This window comes from Sediminibacillus albus (assembly GCF_900101125.1).
GTDB classification, from domain to species: Bacteria; Bacillota; Bacilli; order Bacillales; family Amphibacillaceae; genus Sediminibacillus; species Sediminibacillus albus.
On record NZ_FNFL01000004.1, the window covers coordinates 200099 to 220764 of the forward strand.

Genomic DNA, 20666 nt, shown 5'->3' on the forward strand with positions numbered 1-20666 from the left:
GAACGTTTGTTCGGTTTTGTGTTATACTATCGATAAGATAGGCTTTTCCATGCAGGGAGGGTCGGCCAGCTCCCCAATACGGGGTGAATGGGGGTGATGGCCGTGGATACGTTTGAGGTTTTTATGGTAATGTTCACATTCGGAACCTTTTTAATCGCGCTGTTCACGTTGGTAATAAAATTAACAAATAAAAAATAGACCTCCCTGCCGACGATAGTGAGAGGTCTATGCAATCATGGCTGCTCCCCTGAAGGGAACAAGCTTATCTATCGGCCGCAGTTGCAGCTGCGGCCGGTTTCATATATGTTATCTCTTATTATGATACCACATTTTACGTAAGAATTTATAAAAATGGCAATAATATTACTAATTTTTTTGCGAAAATGCAGCATCGCCGAACCGTATCTTGCCAGAGGCATTGGAAGCATTACATTTGCGGCCGCCGTATTGAATACGCAGTGGGTATAAGTGGCGATGTAACAGTAGGTGTTTTCTTCATATTATCGGAAAAGCGCTAGTATAGCGCTGCGGAAATACACTACGCTTTCCGCGGGCGGCTGGTGAGCCTCCTCGAGCTTGCGCTCTGCGGGGTCTCACCGAGGCCTTTCCTCCCGCAGGAGTCTCCGTGAATTTCCTCCGCTTAAAGCCTGCGTACTGTTTTCAACTCAGAATACGCAGACATCAGGGGGACAGCACGAGTCTGATCCCCCCGGGAGAAGCCGTTTCTGCTTCTGGGACAAGGAACGCTTCGGCAGCGACTCAGCGTACGCAGAAACGGCTCCTTTATTTTCGGGGAGGCTGAGGCCGTACTCACGGGGAGCGAGTATTCTGCCGGGCAAGTGAACCACTGAAACTTGTTCGAAGGAAGAAATAGAGTCGTCACTAGGGCGGCAGGTTATATGAAACAGGAGCAAAGAAAAATCGAACGAGTTCGAATGTTAAGACTTCGAATCATCGTTCGACTTTTGCTTTAGCCACTATCCTTTTGTCCCAAATTCTTTATCTAATATCCTTGCCAGGAATAAATAATTATTTTAATAAATCAGGATTTTCGCTTTTTGCTTCTCTCACTTTAGCACGGCGATAGCCGCCTGCAATATCTGCATGTTTAAATTCTCTTGCGTAGTGAACCTCTTGTGCATCCGATAATTGAACCCCGTCTCCTTTAATAGGCTGATACTGTGTTTTTCTTGCCATTTGTCTCATCCTTTCGCTTGGATTTGGGTGTTACTGTAAAAAGTATACCCGGCATGAATGTTCTAAAACTGAAAAAATACAGATCTTTTATTTAATAACTTGAATTATTGCTTCATTTCTCTATAATAGAGTTAATATCTATACATAGTCGAAGAGAAAGAGAGTACTCATACTGGAAGCTAAAAGCGAGTTGGGGATGGTGAAAGCCCAATGCGGAAGGATGCAGGAAACGGACTTTCTCGACAGCGGTTCTGAACGAATAGTAGGAACAGCCGGTTAATGGCCGATATCCCAAATAAGCTGGTTCAGGATCGAACAATTTAGAGTGGTACCGCGGGAATGATACTCTCGTCTCTTTTACGAAAGAGACGGGGGTTTTTTTATTGGTAATTAATTATGCTAAGGAGTAATGATGATGAAAAACAAAAATATGTTTGCAGCAAACTTACAAGCCGTTTTTGAAGGGTATATGGATAAGGAAGAGATATTGCAGTTGATCGAAGTGCCTAAACAGAGAGACCATGGGGACTTGGCTTTTCCATGCTTCACTATGGCACAGCACTTAAGAAAAAGTCCCGGACTGATTGCCCGGCAGGCGGCTGAATCAATGAACAAAGAGTCCTTTGAAAAGGTAGAGGCCGTCGGTCCGTATGTTAATGTTTTTTTGAATAAGCAGCAGACAGCCAATGAAGTAATTGGTGAAATTTTTGACAAACAACAAGACTATGGAGCCAGCGTAGCAGGACAGGGAGAAGTGATTACTATTGATATGTCTTCCCCCAATATCGCGAAGCCGTTTTCACTGGGCCACTTGCGGTCGACGGTGATTGGTAATTCTTTAGCATTACTGGCTGAAAAGCGAGGCTATACTGCCGTACGGATTAACCATCTCGGTGACTGGGGAACACAATTCGGTAAGTTAATTGCTGCTTACAAAAGATGGGGAAGTAAGGAGCAAGTTAGCAGGGACCCCATAAAGGAGCTGCTTGCATTGTATGTAAGATTCCACCATGAATCTGAGGCATTCCCCGAGCTGATTGAAGAAGGCAGAGAGTGGTTTAAAAAACTGGAAGATGGTGATTCGGAAGCCTTGCAATTGTGGAAATGGTTTCGGGAGGAATCTCTCCAGGAATTCAACAAAATATATGAGCTGCTTGGTGTCTATTTTGACTCAACTGAAGGAGAAGCCTTCTTCAACGATAAAATGGAAAGAATCGTGGATGTCTTGTCGGCAAAAAACTTGCTGTCAAAGTCTGCGGGAGCGCAAGTCGTCCAATTAATTGAAGCCGGGATGCCGCCTTGTTTAATTAAAAAGTCAGATGGAGCAACACTATATGCAACAAGGGATTTGGCGGCAGCAGTTTATCGTAAGGAAAGGTATCATTTTGCAAAGTCTTTATACGTAGTCGGCAATGAGCAAAGCCTCCACTTTAACCAGTTATCCGCTGTTTTAAAAAAGATGGGGTACTCCTGGTGGAAGGATATCCGCCATATATCGTTCGGGATGGTGTTAAAAGATGGTAAAAAATTATCAACTAGAAAAGGGAAGGTCGTTTTACTTGAAGAAGTTTTAAAGGAATCGATGGAATTGGCGTCCAAAAACATTGAAGCTAAAAACCCTGATCTGGCTGATAAACAATCGGTGGCCAAGTCTGTTGGAGTTGGCGCGGTAGTCTTTCATGATTTAAAAAATCACCGCAACAACGATATAGAGTTTTCGCTTAAGGATATGCTGCGGGTTGAAGGGGAAACAGGGCCGTATGTCCAATACACCTATGCAAGGGCGTGCTCGCTGTTAAGAAAGGGCAACTTTCAATTGACTGGAGAAACGTTGGTCTGTGAAGAAGAAGCTTGGCCAGTGGTGAAGGTGCTTGCTGAATTTCCCAATACGATTAACAAAGCAGCAGAAAATGATGATCCTTCCAAAATCGCCAAGTATGTCATTGATTTAGCTCAGGAATTCAATAAATTTTATGCAAACAAGCGTATTCTCGAGGAAGGGAAACATAAATATTCACGACTCTCCCTGACATACGCTGCTTCGGTAGTGTTAAAGGAAGGGCTTCGGCTGCTCGGGGTGGATTCACCGCCTGAAATGTAGAGGCTAATAAATGGCTTTCCGTCTGTGTTCGGCGGTCAGCCATTTATTTATGGATGTGCATCCTGCTAGAGCTCAGTTTTTCATCCATAATTCCAGCAGCGGCCCATCTTCTGCAAATACAGGATCCTTGTTCGGGATAGGCAATTCTTTTATGTTTTTAAGGGCCTGGTCTCTTTCTTCTGGTTTTCCGGTCAGCAAATCATGCCCGCGTCCTTCCGGATAAGCGCCGACAACTTTGAAGTCATTGCTCGCTTCTACCTTTTTATGGCCGACACCTGCCGGAATCACTACAACGTCTCCAGCAGCAACCTTGAGGTCTTTTCCTCTTTCGCCTCCGAATGTTAAGGTGGCGTGTCCGCTGATTACTCCTAAAACCTCGTGGGTATTACTGTGAAAATGATGGTAATCAAATACACTTCCTGTCCAGCTGTTCTTCCAATTATTACCGTTAAAAATCATTTCACAATCGACAATTCTATCTAGCAAAACTTGAGGGTAAACTAATAATGGTAAGTCTTGATTGTTGGGAATCCTGCCATCGTCAGCAAATATAAATGTGGCAATCCTTTCTCCTGGCATGTGATCACTCCTTCAGCTTAACTTATTCCACTAAAAAGGAGTCACGAAACCTAGGAAAGTATCTATATGACAGGTATCGATTGTGGAAGACAGGATACTCCCATGCTTTAATAAGGATCGAGCGTTCGGGGAGCAGCAGGATTGCAATTAGGCGATGAAGTGTTAGAAGCTTCAGCTAACTTGGTTAAATAGTAGCATTCCTCGCGGAACATATGATCAGCCATCAATCCCGAAAAAGTCCCAAGCACTGTTTCAGACAGTTCCATTTCTTCCAGCTCATGTAAGAAGGTTTTGAATAAATTGATTTCGACTTGGACATCGCTATTAAACTTGCTGAGGGCTGGAAAAGAATCAAGATTGGCACGCAAATACCCCGTGAGCTCTATCGCTTTCAGGTAAAACTGGTCAAAATGTTTGCTGAAGTTTTTGCTTTTTTTCTTCAAGCGTTTCTCTACTCCATCTAAATTGTCATTAATTGCCCCAGCATGGCCGGAAGCATCTACAAGCCAAACTAGATGGTGATGGAGCTCATGAAAGATCGGAGGTTCTTCTCCTTGCTTTAAAAAGCTGATCACAAGCTGGTACTCTTCCAATTCATTTACCATGTGATTGATAAAGGTAGGAGTCAAGTGAATACCAATTTTTCCGGTTAAATGCCGTTTAATAATCGATAGTTTGAAGTCCTTCATTTGGTCGACGGCCGTTTCTGCTTGCTTAGTAAAAGCTATCACGTTTGTGCTGGTCAGCGCGTCCGTTTGTTGCAGGAGCTGGTCGAACGTTTCCACAAACGATCGGGCCTTCCGAATATCTCCGGTTTCGGAGGGATAGAGCGAATCGCGGATAAAGCGAGAGTGGTCTCCTAAAACCTGCAGCCAGAAGCGATGTTCAAACGAAGCACTTTTAATAAAATCACTCAAAAAACACATCTCCCTTATAGTAAGATATCAATTAAGTGTATTCAACCAAGTGCATAATATCACTCCCTTTTCGAGAACAAGCAATCCTCTGCCTTGTAGATGCTGGGACTGATAAGGATGGACAGCTCCGGGCCTCCAGTAGGGAGATTTCGGTAGAAAGTGGCAATTATAGACAAAATAAATTAGACTGGCAGTAGATGTATATTATTGTCTGTTTATTTCACATTATGAATTATAATAGCTTTACTGTATAAAGGAGTTCTCCCCTATGATTAAACGAAAAATTATACTAGCTGCCAGTATCCTTTTCCTGTTGTCGTTATTTGCTTGCAACCAGCAGGAGAATGGGGCAGAAACAGAAACCTCCCCGGCCAACATGGGAAATGATACATCTGCATCTGAGGAAAATAAAGCGGCTGACGATTCAGCAAAAGAAAATGCTTCACAGGAGCAGAAGCAAGAAAGCCAGAAGTTAAGCATTACTGCAATTGGTGATATATTGGTCCATGCCTCTGTCTACAATGATGCGAAAACAAAGGAAGGCTACGATTTTTTGCCGATGTTCGAAAAGGTCAAGCCATATCTGGGAGATACTTCGATCACAATGGCTAACCAGGAAACGATGATTGGCGGAGCTGACGTTGGTTTATCTGATTATCCGAGCTTTAATAGCCCATATGAAGTAGGAAATGCGCTGAAAGAAGTCGGGGTCGATATTGTAACCATCGCCAACAACCATACCCTTGATAGGGGGGAGGAAGCTATTCAGAGTGCGATCAGCCACTGGGAAGATATTGATATGAGGTACACAGGAGCTTATAAGAGTAAAGAAGATAGTGCTAACATACGCGTCCTGAGTACCGAAGCAGATATAAATGTCGCTTTTTTAAGCTATACTTACGGGACAAACGGTATCCCAGTGCCTGAGGGGAAGGATTACCTGGTTAATTATATTGATAAACAAAAAATTGTCGAAGATATAGAGAGCGCGAAGGAGCTTGCCGACGTGATTATTTTGAGCTATCACTTTGGTACGGAGTATCAGGATATGCCGAGCAAGGAGCAGAAAGAACTCGTACAGTTAGCTGCTGACCACCATGTACATGCTGTAATTGGCCACCACCCCCATGTACTGCAGCCGGTCGATTGGGTGGAAGGAAAAGATGGCAATCGTACATTTGCTGCTTATTCGTTAGGCAATTTTCTATCTGGGCAAGACGAGTTTTACAATCAGATCGGCGGAATATTGAAATTCGATATCGAAAAAATGGACGAGGAACAAGCAAAAGGCGGACAAGACTTCGAGGTGACAGCTCCCCGGTTCTTGCCTACGTATGTGAAATTCACAGGCTGGAAAAATTTCAAGGTATTACCAATGTATCAATTAACAAACAACGAATTAGCCGATGCCCAGCTTCATTATCAGCAAGTCAAAGACCATATGTCTCAATGGGTACCTGAATTGAAATTTATTGAAGAATAACTTTGTTAACTTAAGCAGTTTATCTAAAGACTTGGGAATCCAAGTCTTTATTTTGCGGCGCTAACTATTTTCCGGAAAAGCTTTTCCCGCTTCCGGGGTACCGATCAGCATATCAACATGGACTATGGTACTCCCTCCATTTTATTTAGGTTCATAAAAATCATCCCACGACATAGGATTATTACACTTGCTGCTGCTAAGCAGGATAAGTAAACGCGGTGTGAAGGAAATTTTTTATGTAAAAATCTCCTTTTTTTGATATGATGAATGCTGTATATAAAATGGCCGTTTAAAGGAGAGCTTATGATGAAATGGAAAAATATTTACCGGGGCATGCTGATGGGTGCTAGTGATGTAGTACCCGGTGTCAGCGGAGGAACAATCGCGGTAATTCTTGGTATCTATGATGAACTTATTACTGCTATCAATGGCTTTCTCAGCAAGGATTGGAAAAAACATTTAGGTTTCCTGATTCCTTTAGGGATAGGTGTAGTTATTTCCGTTCTCGCTTTAGCCAATCTTATTGAGTGGTTGTTCGAAAACCATCCAGGCCCAACTCAGTTTTTCTTTCTGGGCCTCATTATCGGTGTATTGCCGTTTTTATTCAGTAAGGCTGATGCCAGGCATTCATTTTCAGCCAGACATGTATTGCTGCTGTTGATAGGTGCATTGCTTGTCGCTTCAATGGTATTCTTTCAATTAGAGGAATCAGGACCAATTGAGCAGTTGGACATCGGTTCCTATCTGTTTTTGTTTTTTGCTGGGTTTATTGCCAGCAGTGCGATGATACTTCCGGGAATCAGTGGTTCATTCATTCTTTTAATTATCGGTGCTTATACAACAGTTATTAATGGGATATCGAATTTGCAATTAGATATTATTGCGGTAGTTGGTATAGGTATCGTGCTTGGGATTATTATTATGAGTAAGCTGATTCATTACTTTTTAGCGAAGTATCCTATCGGAACCTATGCTCTGGTGATAGGCCTTGTGATTGGATCGGTGGTTGTCATTTTTCCAGGCTGGCCGCAAAATTGGCCAAGCCTATTGGCTTGTATTATTACTTTTGCCGCGGGTTTGGTTTCAGCTGTTACGCTTGGGAGGTTTGAATATAAATCGTAACAGGCGGAAAACTTGAATATATGAAAGACGAATGGTAGTTTTATTGCAAAAGAAAGGAGATGTTGATAATGGAAGAGATTAAAACACATGATCAATTTAATGATATTATAAATTCTGCAGAACCAGTCATTATTAAATTTTATGCGGATTGGTGTCCGGATTGTAAGCGAATGGATATGTTCATCGGTGAGATACTTGAGGAATATAAGCAGTATAAGTGGTATCAGATTAATAATGATGAAGTCAGTGGAATTGCCGAAGAGCATGAAGTAATGGGGATACCGAGCTTGTTGATTTTCCAAAATGGCGAAAAACTTGCCCACCAGCACAGCGCGAATACCAAAACTCCTGAGCAAGTAGAAGAGTTTCTAGGGCAACAGCTAGGTTAACATGTTGAGAGCCTTGTCGCTAAAGCGGCGGGGTTTTTTAATAGCAAAAATTAGTACATAGGGGTTGGTTTTATTGATAAGATTGGCGGAAAAAGCTGATTTAAACAGGATTATGGAAATCGTCAAAGCTTCTGTCAAGGTTATGAATGAGCAGGGAAACTTTCAATGGAGTGAAGATTACCCGTTAGAATCGCATTATCTATCCGATATGGAGAACGGCGAACTATACGTAATCATACAGAGCGGCCTGATAGCAGGCACTGCTGCCATCAGTGAAAAGGAGCATGACGAATACCCGTTGATTAACTGGCGCAGCTCTCAAAAGGCTCTGACCATTAAGAGAGTTGCTATTGACCCGATATGCCGCGGCAAAGGAATGGCTAGTGCATTGTATCAATACGCAGAAAAAGTAGCCCGCGAAAAGAAGCTAAACTATTTAAAAACAGACACGTTTGCCAAAAATATGGCTGCCCAAAAACTATTCAGGGCGAACGGCTATCATTATGTCCAAGCAAGACCTGTACAAGAAAAAGCGGATTCGCTTTATTATTATGACAAACTATTGGCTTCATCGAATTAAACAGGAGTGTAGTTTAGAAGGGCAGAAGATAAGGATTGAATCTTCTGCCTCCCCTCGTAAAGTGTACATGCATCACAGCGATTAGGCTCTATTCCCTAATCAATAGCCGAAACTTTCCTACCGGGAAGCAATCCCAGTTAAAAAAGCTGCTTTCTTAAAAGAGCCTTTTTCTTGATGAAGAATTTTTCTCCACGGCACAAGATTTTCCTTGATAGGAGTAATAAATTTAGTGCCATGATAAAGTTTCACGTCTTGATGGTCGGCAATCCATTCGCCGCTTTCTGCCCCTGACTCAATCTCTTGATATATATCCATGCTAAGGCCAAGCTCGATAGGCCTCAGCTCAAGGGTTCCATCCTGATTCATGATCCAGAGAGAGGGCGATAATCCCTCTCTATCAAGCTGCCTAGTGAACACCGTCGGGGTTTTCAGTGCCTGGTCTGTAATGATTTCCATATTGGCGTGATAGCCTGCTAACAAAGGATCTTCTGTTTCTTCCAGTTGCACGTGAAGCCCGTATTTACTGGTTTTTTCAGTGTCTATTTGTTCAGGAATGTCTTCGATTGCTTCGACCGTTCCTTCTGTTTGTATCGCTGGATCCTGCAAGGAGATATTTACTTCCATGCCAGATTCAACCACCTTTCGCTGGCTTTCTGTCAGTTCCCCCTCTATCCGGAACTCTTCGCTGGCAATCGAAATAACTGGATTTTTTAAGGTTTCTTTAACGTCTGTAACCGTGCCGGCAACTGGACTTTCAACAGTGATGAGATCACCGCCGGAAGCCAGCTCTGCTTGTTGAGCTTCTATAGAATCGAGTTCTGCTTGTTTGCTCGCAAGCTCTAACTCCTTTTCGGTGATGTATTGTTCTTTTAAGTATTCTATTTCCTCATAGGAAGGCGGTTCAGCTTCCGGCTGATCATCATTTTCCAACACAGGCGGCAGGACAGAAGCTTCTGAAACTTGATAAGCGGAAATTTCCGTTATCGAACGTTGGATTGCAGAAATTTCTGCGGCTAATTTGTCTCCATCTTGTTGAAGCTGCTTTTCTGTACGCTGGTAATCCCTTACATGAAACTCATACAAGCTGTCTCCTTGCTTTACTTGATCTCCCTTCTGGACAAGAAATTGGGAGAACTGCCCTTGTTCAGCATCGAAATATACCGGAGTATGCTCTACAGGCGCCACTACTCCAGCGGCTATTGTTGTTTCATATAAATCGTGAGGAAAGATTTGCGACCAATCTTTAATATAAGAGATTCTGGCAACTTCGTCATCTGTATCAATCACGAGTAGCACAATATTAATAACGGTCAACAAGGCTGCCGATAAAAGCAAAATCCTTTTTTTCAGCATGATTATATTCCTCCTTCCGTTATTAGACGAACGAGATAAAGACCATCAGAGGATATGATAGCTGTAATCAGCCAATAGAAAACATGAAGTAAGATAACGCCTGTCCATACCCACCGTTTTCGAACCCTTGAAAGCCGGGATATAAATTTCACTTGAAAGCCGATAATCCATAATTGAAAAAGAGAAATCGCACCAAAAAAATAAATGAAGAAAGGAATGTCCGTGACGTAGGAAGCGATAATGCCAAACGATAACGGAGACACATACCACTCTAATCCAGCGTATAGGAACAAAGGAATCCAGAGCAGCCTTTCAAGCAGCATGATAAACAAAACGGATAACTGCATAATCAACAATTTTTGGTAATGGATTTGATAAGCAAACCGAAATAAAAGAGTGGGTATGAATAAAACAAATAAACCAAATAATAGGGCATAAACTGATTTCCCTGCCATAAACCAAACTTTTGTTAATTCATAATCAACTGGTGATAAATCTTGAACATGATTAGACAATGGATCTGAACCTATTCCCAGCCAACCGGTCCATCCATATAAAAGGATAGTCAACCCGAGGAGCGAAAGAATTAGTTTGTAAATGTTAGTGATTTTTTCAGCCTCTTGAATTCTAAAGAGGTGGTCTTCTGTATGTAAGAACAACTTGAATAAATTGCTATGATAAACCATGGAGTCATCCCCTGTAAGATAGATTATTCTATTATTCTATCTTAACTTTCCAAAAAATTCTAACAGATTTACAAAATTCGGTGAAAGTCTTACTGCTTCTTTATAGATAAATAATATTCCCACACGAAAATTAATTGTCTTTCCGGTCTTTGTTTGGAATAAGAAGTTTTAAAATAACCGTTTGGTTTTCTCGTCATAAAGGAATGGAAGAATGGAAAGAGAAGTGGAAAGTGAGTGACAATCAATGAATAAAATCGACAAAGCATTGTTTTTATTTAACGGAAACCAGAAAAAAGAGGAAATGGAGCAAAAACTTAGCCAAACAGTGCCAGTTTTGGCAAAAGATATAGAGCGGTTATATGTCGTACAAACCAAAAGCTTATCGCATTTGCAGGAAACTTGTAAGCATTATGCCGACAGCGTCGATATTATCATTATCCTTGGTGGTGATGGCACGGTTCATGAATGTGTGAATGCTATTGCTTCATTGAAAAAGCGACCGGCGCTTGCAGTATTGCCAGGAGGGACCTGCAATGATTTCAGCAGGATGCTGGGGATGCCGCAAAATTTAAATCAAGCGGCAAGAGCACTTGTCAATGGGCAAGTAAGAGCGGTTGATATCGGCCATTCGAATGACCGATATTTCTTGAATTTCTGGGGAATCGGGCTTGTCACGGAAACTTCTGTGAATATTGATAGGGAGCAAAAAAACCGTTTTGGTGTATTAAGTTATTTTCTAAGCACATTGAGGACGATTAACCAGGCAGTTCCTTTCACTTATAAAGTAACGGCAGGCGGCGAGGAAAAGCAGGGTGAAGCTGTTTTAATTATGATATTAAACGGTAAATTTCTTGGAACACAGGAAATCCCTGTTCATTCAATTGATGTTCAAGATGGAAAATTAGATTTATTAATAGTGAAAAATTCGAGCCTGACCATGTTTAAGGAATTGATGTTGATAAATCAAGGGGACGTCGATCCCGATGCATTGACCGAACTTTCCCATTTACAAGCAGAGCAAATAGTAGTGGAATCAACAGAAGAACGAGAAATTGATATGGATGGAGAAATTCATGGATCAACACCTGCATCGATACAGGTACTGCCTGCTTATTTAAAGATGGTGTTCGTGGATAGTTATGGAAAAAATAATTTTCATGTTTAACAAAGCTTTAAATGAGATATAGACAAGTGCGTTAAAAAAAGAGACATTTTGGAGGAGGATTCAACATGAGAAAAAGCATACTTATGGTGTTAATGCTAAGTCTTCTATTACTACTGGCAGCTTGCGGCGGCAGTGATGATGAATCTGGAGAGACGAAGCAGGAGAACGAGCAAAACCAAACAGAACAAACAACAGGCGGTGACGAGTCGTCGGAAAGCCCGGAAAGCTCTGAAGCCGATAATACGCTTGATATTGCTGCAACAGATTTTGAATTTGACCAAGAGGAATATACAGTACAAAGCGGAGAAGAAGTAACTATTAACCTAACAAGCGAGGAAGGCATGCACGGCCTTGCGATTGATGAATTCGACGTAAATATTGAAGAAGAGGGAACAGCTACATTTACTCCGGAAGAGCCAGGAGAGTATGAAATTTATTGCAGTGTCCCTTGCGGGGAAGGCCATGCCAATATGAAATCAACGTTAGTCGTTCAATAAAGCTAGTGCATTCTAAAAAGAATTTCCGGACTTTTTTATCCGGAAATTCTTTTTTTGTTTACTTCTTACAAACGGCTATACCTAACGGATACTTCACTGCCGGCCGAGGCGGCTCGATAAGTACTCCTTTTTGATAAAAAAACTCTGTTTCCGCATAGTCAGTAAATAAGGAGCGAAACTCGTCAGGCGTTAATTGATGGATATGAAATGGCGATCCACAAGGCACCCCTCTCCCATCTCCAAACGGAGTGGAAACGAGTAAAGACCCTCCTGGGTTCAATAGGCGATAATAGTTTTCCAGTAGATGTTCTTCCTCTTCAATATGTTCCAACGTCTCAAAGCTGATGATCGTATCAAAGCTGCCTATCTGGCCGATTAAACGTTCATCTGTGGCATTGGCTGCTACAAAGGAAGACTGCGGGTGGTAATACGTTGCTTGTGCGTAGGAAATGATTTCCTCATCAATGTCAACACCAACAACTTCCGTTATATCCTGTTTTTTTTCTTTGGCTATCATATGTGTGCCGTAACCTGCCCCGCATGATAAATCCAAAACTCTTCCACTTACATAATATAAAGCGAACTGGTATCTCGCAATATGTTCTAACAGTAACTTGTTCATAGGTTTCATGTATTCAGGGATGACTCGTTCTCCTGTGTCTAAAACCAACTTGCCCACCGCTTTCTATGAATTTCTCTATTCATTATGCCATAGAAAAGAACGGAGGACCAAGGTTGCTATAAAAGCAAGCGTGATTTGACAGCAATTTCATCTTTCTACTATACTATTTTTAATTTGAGAGATATTAAAGAGGATGAACTGACATGGATCAAAATAATGAATATGCTGAAAAAAAGCAAGATCCTTCACTGAAGCTTTTTGTGGTTTTATCGAAAGCTTATCGATCTATCACAGACCAAGTTGAAATCGATATCAGGAAGAAGGGGCTGAACCCCACGGAGTTTGGCGTCTTGGAGCTGCTTTTTCATCAAGGCGATCACACATTACAAAAGATAGGTGATAAGATTTTACTGGCGAGTGGAAGTATTACGTATGTGGTTGATAAATTAGAGAAGAAGGGATATTTGGCAAGGAAACCTTCTGTTACCGACCGGCGTATAACTTATGCGGCCATCACCGACAGTGGAAGAGAACTTCTTCATGACATTTTTCCTGATCATTGGGCGCAAATCGAGAAAATCACTGCCGGTTTGACGGAAGAAGAGAAACAAACAGCAATTAATCTTTTAAAGCAGCTCGGTACGTATGCAGAAAAATTAAAGCTGGATAAAAGTTAGAAAATTTATTATACTTAAAGAGAATGAACTTACGTACGAAAAAGGAGGGAATAAGATGCTATACACAGAGAAGCACGCGGCAAGTACAATTTCACTGTATATGTACCGTGCAATTATTCATGATTTAGCTGCTGACGGGATACGTATGCCCTTTTTAGCAACTAAATAATGACTCTGTGTAGGATCTTATACCTGAACATACATTTTTTATCAATCAGTCCAGCTTGATCCACACCCCACGTGTGGATTTTTTTATTGCTTGTGTGATAGCTGAATCTCGGCTTCGGATGCTGTGGTTCATCGGACCAGGAGGGGATGGATAGGACTGGACATTCCTATTGGTTCCACTGATTGAAATAAACCATGATTAGCCAGGGGTAAAGATACTCCTGGCTTTTTGCGCTTTTTTAAGCTGGAAAAAATTAAAATAAAGAGGAGTTTTGGCCATGTTAGTAACCTTAAAGGATATTAAAAAAATCATCGGAGGCAACATGATTTTTGATAAGCTTTGCTTTGAAGTAAAACCAGGAGAAAAACTCGGGCTGGTAGGACGAAATGGCAGCGGTAAAACGACTATTTTTAAATTAATCACTAAAATAGAAGAGTATGAACAAGGCGATATTTATATTAAAAAAGGGACGAAGGTTGGATATTTGGAACAGATGCCTTTAGGATTTACCGGGACAATGAAGAAGTATTTACTGTCCAGTATGGAAGACATCATTCAATTAAAAGCAAGAATGAGCGAGCTAGAGATGGAGATGCAAAGTTCTTCCCGCATCGATAAAATTTTAAAAGATTACGGTGAAATGCAAGAGAGATTCACGGCAGCCGGCGGCTATGAAATAGATGCACAAATCGATAAAATAGCCAATGGATTACAAATTGGACACCTGTTGGAGCAGCCCTTCTCTTCCTTGAGCGGCGGTGAAAAAACCAAAGCTGGATTAGCAAAAATATTATTGCAGAATCCCGACTTACTGTTACTGGATGAACCAACCAATCACCTTGACCTAAGCGCAATCGAGTGGCTGGAAGATTATATCTGCCAGTATCAAGGTGCTGTCTGCATCATTTCTCATGATCGCAGCTTTTTAGATAATTGCATCGGAAAGATTGCAGATTTAGAAAATGGGGAAATCACTTATTACGCTGGCAATTATTCGGCATTTGTCCAGCAAAAAGAAGAAAAATTGCTAAACGAGTTTGCCGCTTTCCAGGAACAGCAGAAAAAAATCAAGAAAATGAAAGAGGCAATCAAACGTTTAAAGCTCTGGGCGAATCAGGCCAACCCGCCCAATGAAGGGCTTCATAAACGGGCGAGAAATATGGAGCGGGCATTGGAGCGTATGGAAAAACTCGATAAACCGGTAATTGATCCAGTTAAAATGAAACTGGACCTCGGTGCCGATCACCGCACCGGCAAAGATGTAATCAGGGCAGAATCGATAACTAAGCGATTTGGAAGCAGACAGGTCCTAAAGGAACTTGACCTCCACCTCCGCTACCAGGATAGGCTGGCCGTTGTCGGTGACAATGGCAGCGGGAAATCGACATTGGTAAACATATTGCTGGGAATTTTCCCGCCAGATTCAGGAACAGTTCATTCAGGCACACAATTGGAAATCGGCTATCTCTCTCAACACCCTTTTCTCGAGGAAAACCATGATAAACAGTTAATTGATTACTTTCGCGAGGAAGTAAGAGTGACAGAAGAGAAGAGCCGTCATATTCTGGCAAAGTTTATGTTTTATGGTTTTTCCGTATTTAAAAAGTTAGGGCAACTGAGCGGCGGCGAGAGTATGAGACTAAAGCTGGCTGTCTTTATGTATAAAGGAGTCAATGTGCTTTTTTTAGATGAACCTACTAACCATTTGGATATTGATTCACAGGAAGTTCTGGAGGAAGCGCTTGACCATTATGATGGAACGGTGCTTTGCATTTCCCATGATAGATATTTTTTAAATAAATGCTTCTCGGAGACGGCGTATCTTTATGATGGCAAGCTCCACCGTTATCCAGGTAATTATCAGGTGACAAGGGATAAATGGGAAGCATTAAAGAAAATAGACAGTCATAGCAGCAAGAGTGCTTTTGATAAACAGACAAAGAAAAAGCCTGTGAGCCACATTGACTATGAAAAGAGGATTATCGAGCTGGAGGACAGACTCGCAAAATTGGAAGAGCGCCAACAAGCTGGAGATCCAGAGCAAGTAAGGCTAGCCAAGAAACAATTGGAGGAACGTCTGGAGGCATACTATGCCAAGTGGTTAAACGAACAACAAACGTAACCAGGTACTAATTTCGGGATGTTTTAGCGGAACGCTTTTGTGGGATGATAATTATAGCATTGAGTGAATAGGAGGCGTTTCAGATGAAGGTGTTAGTGATAGGTGCCAACGGAAAAGTGGGCAGACACATTGTTAAGGCGCTAAAGGAAACAGAGGACGAACCTGTAGCAATGGTCAGAGATACCGACCAAGTTCCTTTTTTTGAAGAAATGGGGGTTAAAACGGTACTTGGCAACTTGGAAGAGAGCTTCGACCATGCTTTTTATGGAATAGATAAAGTTATTTTTGCGGCTGGTTCAGGACCGCATACTGGCACTGATAAAACGTTGATTATTGACCAGGAAGGAGCAATTAAATCAATTGATTTGGCAAAAAGATTTGGTATCAAGCGTTTTGTGCTTTTAAGTTCTAGGTATGCTGATGATCCGGAAAGGTTCCCGCCAATGAAAGCATACTTGTTGGCAAAACATCGTGCCGATGAATACCTGAAAGACTCCGGATTGAATTATACGATTGTGCGGCCGGGCGGTTTGACAAACGAGGAAGGTACGGGCAAGGTGCTTCTCCAGCATACAATCAAGGCAGACGGAACGATTCCCCGTCAGGATGTAGCTTTTGTTTTGGTATATTTAGCGAGTATTCCACGAGCGGAAAACCAAAGTTTTGACCTTGTTCGAGGTGCTGATAAAATAGGGGAAATTCTTGCATATTAATTGCTTGTAAAGGCTTTTTAACAAAAAAGTATTGTAATTGTTAATAAAATTTAATATATTCGTTTATTTCTCTGCGCAATGGGTATATAGTAGGGAAAAGGCTAGTAAGTAAATGTCGTAGGTCGTATGAATTAGATAATATTACCCAGGAGGTACACCGATGACTAAGCAGAATGTAGTGGTCTACGTAAGTGAAGATTGCTCCCAGTGTGACAAGGTATTATCCCATTTAGAAAATTGGGAAGTCGAATATACAGAAAAGAATATTTCCCAAAACAAACAGTTTATCCAAGAGCTGCAGCATCAGAAGGTTTACGGTACACCAGCCGTTTTTGTCGACGATTTAAAAATATTAGGTTTTCAAAAAAACAAACTGAAACAAGCCCTCGGGATTGACACAGGTTCTACTTTTTACAAGGGCAGTAAACTTCACTTTAAAAGGCAATAAACTCAAGTGTGAATTAAACCTTCATGCTTGTTTTTTTTACGCTGATTTAGAAAACTGGATGCCGGCAGAAAGAAGTAGCCAAAGTGGATGTCTTAACTGATCGATATTTAGAATGTTCTGCTTTACTTAACCTTTTTTGGGTGGAATGCATAAATTATAATAAAACATATTAAAGAGGTGTTCATATGAGAAATTGGAGAGCGCCGCAGCCTTTGTATGATTACAGCTATCATCCACCCATCCAGCCGGTCAATCAGTATCCTCCTAATTCCACCTATCCGCAGCCGCCAGTATATCCAGCTGCCGGTACGCCCTATGAACAGTTGATGAAACCTCCCCACCCTGCCCCGTGGGCTCCTCATTATCCGCACGGAGGGCCTGGCGGATTACAACCGGTAAATGGTTTCATTCATTATTTTCAGGATAAAAATGGCCAGGTGGATATTGATAAAATGTTAACGACGGTAGGACAGATGGCAAATACGGTCCAGCAAGTCGCTCCGTTGTTTAAGGGAGTCGGCTCTTTTATAAAAGGCATAAAATAGAAGGGGATCCTTGCCATGTGATGAGCAAGGATCTTCCTTTTTGTAATCAAACACCGTGCGATTATTATGTCTGAAAAGGGGTATAAATAAGTAATCCTCAATAATAAAATTAAAAAGGAGCACCAAGATGATTGGCTGTTTATGTATTCATGGCTATACGGGCGGACCATATGAAGTGGAGCCTGTGGCCGAGCATTTAAAAAAGAGCACTGATTGGCAAGTGGAGGTTCCTTGTTTGCCTGGTCACGGCGAACACTTGGATCTCAAAGGAGTTACCTATGAACAATGGGTCACTGCTGCTGAGCAGGAATTGGAAAAACTAACGCGGATTTGTGATGAAATATATTTGATCGGCTTTTCGATGGGCGGTATGATTGCCAGTTATCTGGCTGCGAAATATGATGTAAGTAAACTTGCACTGCTTTCTCCTGCAGGGAAATATTTAAGCTTTAAGCAGATGGGGGTGGAGTTGGCCGGTTTTGCAGTGAAAGGAATCAAAGGGAAGTTGAAAGATGATCCTTTATATAGTAACTACCGTTGGAAATTAGGCTCAGTGCCACTTACTTCCATGCTGGAATTCCAAAAGTGTGTACGATTCGCGCGGCCATACCTTGGAAAAATCAATTGCCCGGTAATGATTGCCCAGGGACGGCAGGACAGTATGGTTCCTTATAAAACACTGCACTATCTTGATAAAGAAATATCTTCGGAGACTCAGCTTATTTTATATGATAATTCTAAGCATCATATTTGCCTTGGAGAGGAAAAGGAGGAGCTGGCGCAAGCTGTCTATTCTTTTTTAACTAGTGACAGAGGGGATTTAGATAAAGTTGAAGTTGAAGCCACCATCCAATGATTTACCTTTGGTTAATCCGCCATTTTTTTATGGGTGGATTATTGTTTTTGTCGCAGGTCTGAGTGTGTTTTTTTCTGGTCCTGGACAAACCTATTCTATTTCTATTTTCATTGATCATTATATAGCTGATTTTGATTACTCGCGTTCTTATGTATCTGGTATATACTCTACTGCTACACTTTGTGCCGGTTTTACGTTATTCCTTGTCGGCCGATTAGTAGACAGGTTTGGCCAAAGGGCAATGATGGCAGTCGTGGCATCTATGCTGGCTGTTGCATGTTTTTGGAATGCCCTTTTAACAGGGGCGATAATGATGTTTATCGGTATTTTTTTACTTCGCTTATTTGGTCAAGGTTCAATGACACTGCTCCCCAATACGCTGGTTCCTCAGTGGTTCCGGGCCAAGCGGGGCAGAGCGTTAAGCTTGATGACAATCGGAGGTTTTGCAAGCCCGGCTTTATTTCCTCCATTAAATACGTGGCTCATTGATCAAATGGGGTGGAGAGCGGCTTGGGTGTTTTGGGGAATACTGCTAGTCGCCGTTTTTGTTCCGCTTGCCATATTATTTGTGCGAAATCAGCCTAAAGATATTGGAGAGGTTCCCGATGGCGATAATAGGAAAGCCCGCCAAAGACACTGGAGCTTTATGGATGCAGCCCGGACTAAGGTGTTTTGGATTGTCTTAGCTGGACTTTTGCTGATTATAAGTGTTTGGTTGATTAATAGATACAGCTGGATGAGCGCAATCACTCTTTGGGCAGTTATCGTATTAGTTATCACACCAGCTGTTAGTTTATTTGTCCGTTATTTAAACAAAAAAAGGGACGACAGAAGCTCTCCGGTAAATCCCAATATAGAGGAAAATGAGGTGAACTGGACGCTAAAGGAAGCGATGAGGACTAGGACTTTCTGGTTTATTTTATTCGCGGTTAGTGTTCCTGCTTTAGTTAATACCGGCGTCACCTTTCATATTGTTTCTATCGCTGATGGGAAAGGGTTGTCACCAGAAACAGCGGCTTTAATTCTGTCGTTAATGGCTATCTTCGGGTTCCCGGTCAGCTTTATTGTCGGATACTTAGTAGATAGGATATCTGTCCATTATATTTTGGCAGTAACCTTCCTGGGACATATCATTTCATTAGTTATTTTACTGTTCACCAATTCAGCAGTAATGGCAATCATTTTTGGGGTGATGTGGGGAATCGTAAATGGCTTCGAAAGAATTACATTGAGTATTGTGTGGCCGAATTATTTTGGAAGAGAGCATTTGGGCAGTATTAAAGGGTTAGCTCAAACGTGTATGGTCGTTTCTTCAGCATTCGGCCCACTGCCTTTTGGTTTATTTTATGACTGGTTTGGTGGCTATCAGGAGATATTACTCGTCATGTTACTGCTTCCCGTCACTGCAGGGATACTAGCATTATTCGCCCCCCAACCCACCTACCCAGACTAAGAAAGCGGAAACGACCGCACTTTCAAAAGCGAATAGCATTTTCCTCCTAGAGGAAAGAATAAAACAGCACGCCCTGGGGCGTGCTGTTTTGCCAAATCAGATATTTTATGTGTTTGTCTGGTTTTTATCTTTGAAAAAGGCGATAACCAGTCCGCCTTCTCCGGCATAGGTGGAAATTAACGGACCCATTTCTGCCACAACGGCATCTTTAAAGGGATATTTGCTTTTAATATCTCCTAATACTTTTCTGGCTCGGTCTTCAGCATTGCAATGGGTCATCGCAATTAATTTGTCTTCCACGTTTTTTGTGTATTCGCCAATTTGTTCGATAAATCGTCGGATCGATTTTTTATCTCCGCGGACTTTTTCGCTTACTTCGATAACGCCCTCATCTTCGCTTGCCTTCATAAGCAGTTTTATATTCAGCGTCTTGGCAAGAGCCCCTTTTACTCTATCCAATCTGCCGCCCTTAATTAAATTGTCGATCGTTTTTAGAACAAAAAGGGTTGTTGTTTGTTCTACCTTGATATGCAGGTGGTCCACTAATTCCTCGAAAGTAAAACCTTCATTTATTTTGTCTTTTGCTTCATGCAGGAGCAGGATAATCCCTGAGGACGCCGTTTTTGTATTAATAACTTCGATTTTCCGGCCGGGTTCTTCCTGTAACAGCATTTCTCTTCCCATTAACGCGTTTGCATAGGTACTGCTTAACCCTTTAGTCAAGCTAAGCATTAAAATGGGCGTTTCCGGATTTACTTTTTTATAAGCTTCATAAAAGTCATTAGGGCTCGGAGCAGCGGAGCGGGGAAGCTCTGCTGCTTCACTTATCATTTGATTAAAGGTTGGTATATCAATATCGACTCCCGTCCGATATTGAGTGTCTCCAAAATTCAGATAAAGAGGTACGACCTTTACATTTAGGTCCTCCACCATTTTCTTAGAAAGATCAGAACTACCATCGGTCATTAATTGAATTCTCATTGTATCTCCTT

23 protein-coding genes are annotated in these 20666 nt (G+C 41.7%); 16 read left to right on the plus strand and 7 right to left on the minus strand.

The features are described 5' to 3' along the window. Positions 1–96 precede the first annotated feature (96 nt). Positions 97–198 (plus strand): putative holin-like toxin, encoded by a 102-nt coding sequence (locus tag BLR93_RS18085; RefSeq protein WP_281241709.1) that lies wholly within the window; start codon positions 97–99, stop codon positions 196–198. Between the two features lie 831 nt (positions 199–1029). Here the strand turns inward: BLR93_RS18085 and BLR93_RS12695 are convergent. After that, positions 1030–1197 (minus strand): YfhE family protein, encoded by a 168-nt coding sequence (locus BLR93_RS12695; RefSeq protein WP_093215182.1) that lies wholly within the window; start codon positions 1195–1197, stop codon positions 1030–1032. 415 nt (positions 1198–1612) lie between these two features. Here BLR93_RS12695 and argS point away from each other — a divergent pair, with 415 nt between their 5' ends. Continuing rightward, positions 1613–3298, plus strand: a complete 1686-nt coding sequence (gene argS / locus BLR93_RS12700) for an arginine--tRNA ligase (RefSeq protein ID WP_093215184.1) — start codon at positions 1613–1615, stop codon at positions 3296–3298. A 72-nt stretch (positions 3299–3370) separates the two neighbouring features. Here argS and BLR93_RS12705 read toward each other — a convergent pair whose 3' ends face one another. Then, entirely contained in the window at positions 3371–3877 is a 507-nt protein-coding gene (locus BLR93_RS12705) for a cupin domain-containing protein (protein ID WP_093215187.1), read from the minus strand. 107 nt (positions 3878–3984) lie between these two features. Beyond that, positions 3985–4794, minus strand: a complete 810-nt coding sequence (locus tag BLR93_RS12710) for a DUF2935 domain-containing protein (protein WP_093215189.1) — start codon at positions 4792–4794, stop codon at positions 3985–3987. Positions 4795–5062: 268 nt separating this feature from the next. On the opposite strand from BLR93_RS12710, the gene BLR93_RS12715 reads away from it, so the two are divergent. The 4 genes from BLR93_RS12715 to BLR93_RS12730 all read left to right on the plus strand — a co-directional run bounded on the left by BLR93_RS12715 (position 5063) and on the right by BLR93_RS12730 (position 8368). Continuing rightward, positions 5063–6277: a CapA family protein gene (locus BLR93_RS12715; protein ID WP_093215191.1), complete on the plus strand. Its 1215-nt coding sequence runs from the start codon at positions 5063–5065 to the stop codon at positions 6275–6277. A 306-nt stretch (positions 6278–6583) separates the two neighbouring features. Next, the gene (locus tag BLR93_RS12720; protein WP_093215194.1) at positions 6584–7399 is read left to right on the plus strand and encodes a DUF368 domain-containing protein; all 816 of its coding nucleotides are present in this window, start codon (positions 6584–6586) and stop codon (positions 7397–7399) included. A gap of 68 nt (positions 7400–7467) precedes the next feature. Further along, complete coding sequence (locus BLR93_RS12725; RefSeq protein WP_093215196.1) at positions 7468–7788, plus strand: thioredoxin family protein; 321 nt, start codon at positions 7468–7470, stop codon at positions 7786–7788. 73 nt (positions 7789–7861) lie between these two features. After that, the gene (locus BLR93_RS12730; protein WP_093215199.1) at positions 7862–8368 is read left to right on the plus strand and encodes a GNAT family N-acetyltransferase; all 507 of its coding nucleotides are present in this window, start codon (positions 7862–7864) and stop codon (positions 8366–8368) included. A gap of 117 nt (positions 8369–8485) precedes the next feature. On the opposite strand, the gene BLR93_RS12735 is transcribed toward BLR93_RS12730, so the two are convergent. Both BLR93_RS12735 and BLR93_RS12740 read right to left on the minus strand, forming a co-directional pair. After that, positions 8486–9721, minus strand: a complete 1236-nt coding sequence (locus BLR93_RS12735; RefSeq protein WP_093215201.1) for an efflux RND transporter periplasmic adaptor subunit — start codon at positions 9719–9721, stop codon at positions 8486–8488. Positions 9722–9723: 2 nt separating this feature from the next. Continuing rightward, on the minus strand, positions 9724–10407 hold the full coding sequence (locus BLR93_RS12740; protein ID WP_093215204.1) for a hypothetical protein: 684 nt from the start codon (positions 10405–10407) through the stop codon (positions 9724–9726). A 244-nt stretch (positions 10408–10651) separates the two neighbouring features. Here BLR93_RS12740 and BLR93_RS12745 point away from each other — a divergent pair, with 244 nt between their 5' ends. After that, complete coding sequence (locus BLR93_RS12745; RefSeq protein ID WP_093215206.1) at positions 10652–11572, plus strand: YegS/Rv2252/BmrU family lipid kinase; 921 nt, start codon at positions 10652–10654, stop codon at positions 11570–11572. Between the two features lie 65 nt (positions 11573–11637). Further along, complete coding sequence (locus tag BLR93_RS12750) at positions 11638–12069, plus strand: cupredoxin domain-containing protein (protein WP_093215209.1); 432 nt, start codon at positions 11638–11640, stop codon at positions 12067–12069. Between the two features lie 58 nt (positions 12070–12127). On the opposite strand, the gene BLR93_RS12755 is transcribed toward BLR93_RS12750, so the two are convergent. After that, a complete protein-coding gene (locus BLR93_RS12755; protein WP_093215211.1) occupies positions 12128–12739 on the minus strand; it encodes a class I SAM-dependent methyltransferase in 612 nt (203 codons plus the stop codon). 155 nt (positions 12740–12894) lie between these two features. Between BLR93_RS12755 and BLR93_RS12760 the strand changes: the two genes are divergently transcribed. The 8 genes from BLR93_RS12760 (at position 12895) to BLR93_RS12790 (ending at position 19674) form a co-directional block, all read left to right on the plus strand. Continuing rightward, positions 12895–13368 (plus strand): MarR family winged helix-turn-helix transcriptional regulator, encoded by a 474-nt coding sequence (locus tag BLR93_RS12760; protein WP_093215214.1) that lies wholly within the window; start codon positions 12895–12897, stop codon positions 13366–13368. A gap of 55 nt (positions 13369–13423) precedes the next feature. Beyond that, on the plus strand, positions 13424–13537 hold the full coding sequence (locus BLR93_RS18395; protein ID WP_281241710.1) for an RAxF-45 family protein: 114 nt from the start codon (positions 13424–13426) through the stop codon (positions 13535–13537). 277 nt (positions 13538–13814) lie between these two features. After that, positions 13815–15659, plus strand: coding sequence for a ribosomal protection-like ABC-F family protein (gene abc-f, locus BLR93_RS12765; RefSeq protein ID WP_093215216.1), 1845 nt, complete (start codon positions 13815–13817; stop codon positions 15657–15659). 83 nt (positions 15660–15742) lie between these two features. Further along, entirely contained in the window at positions 15743–16372 is a 630-nt protein-coding gene (locus BLR93_RS12770; protein ID WP_093215219.1) for an SDR family oxidoreductase, read from the plus strand. A gap of 160 nt (positions 16373–16532) precedes the next feature. Then, positions 16533–16820 carry a glutaredoxin family protein gene (locus BLR93_RS12775; protein ID WP_093215222.1) on the plus strand — a complete coding sequence of 96 codons (288 nt, stop codon included), beginning with the start codon at positions 16533–16535 and terminating at the stop codon, positions 16818–16820. A 185-nt stretch (positions 16821–17005) separates the two neighbouring features. Further along, positions 17006–17365: a YppG family protein gene (locus BLR93_RS12780; protein WP_093215224.1), complete on the plus strand. Its 360-nt coding sequence runs from the start codon at positions 17006–17008 to the stop codon at positions 17363–17365. Between the two features lie 127 nt (positions 17366–17492). After that, complete coding sequence (locus BLR93_RS12785) at positions 17493–18221, plus strand: alpha/beta hydrolase (protein WP_093215227.1); 729 nt, start codon at positions 17493–17495, stop codon at positions 18219–18221. Further along, on the plus strand, positions 18196–19674 hold the full coding sequence (locus BLR93_RS12790) for an MFS transporter (protein WP_245690146.1): 1479 nt from the start codon (positions 18196–18198) through the stop codon (positions 19672–19674). The genes BLR93_RS12785 and BLR93_RS12790 overlap by 26 nt, the downstream gene beginning before the upstream one ends. 105 nt (positions 19675–19779) lie before the next feature. On the opposite strand, the gene BLR93_RS12795 is transcribed toward BLR93_RS12790, so the two are convergent. Further along, positions 19780–20655, minus strand: a complete 876-nt coding sequence (locus BLR93_RS12795; RefSeq protein WP_093215229.1) for a DegV family protein — start codon at positions 20653–20655, stop codon at positions 19780–19782. Between the last annotated feature and the right edge of the window lie 11 nt (positions 20656–20666).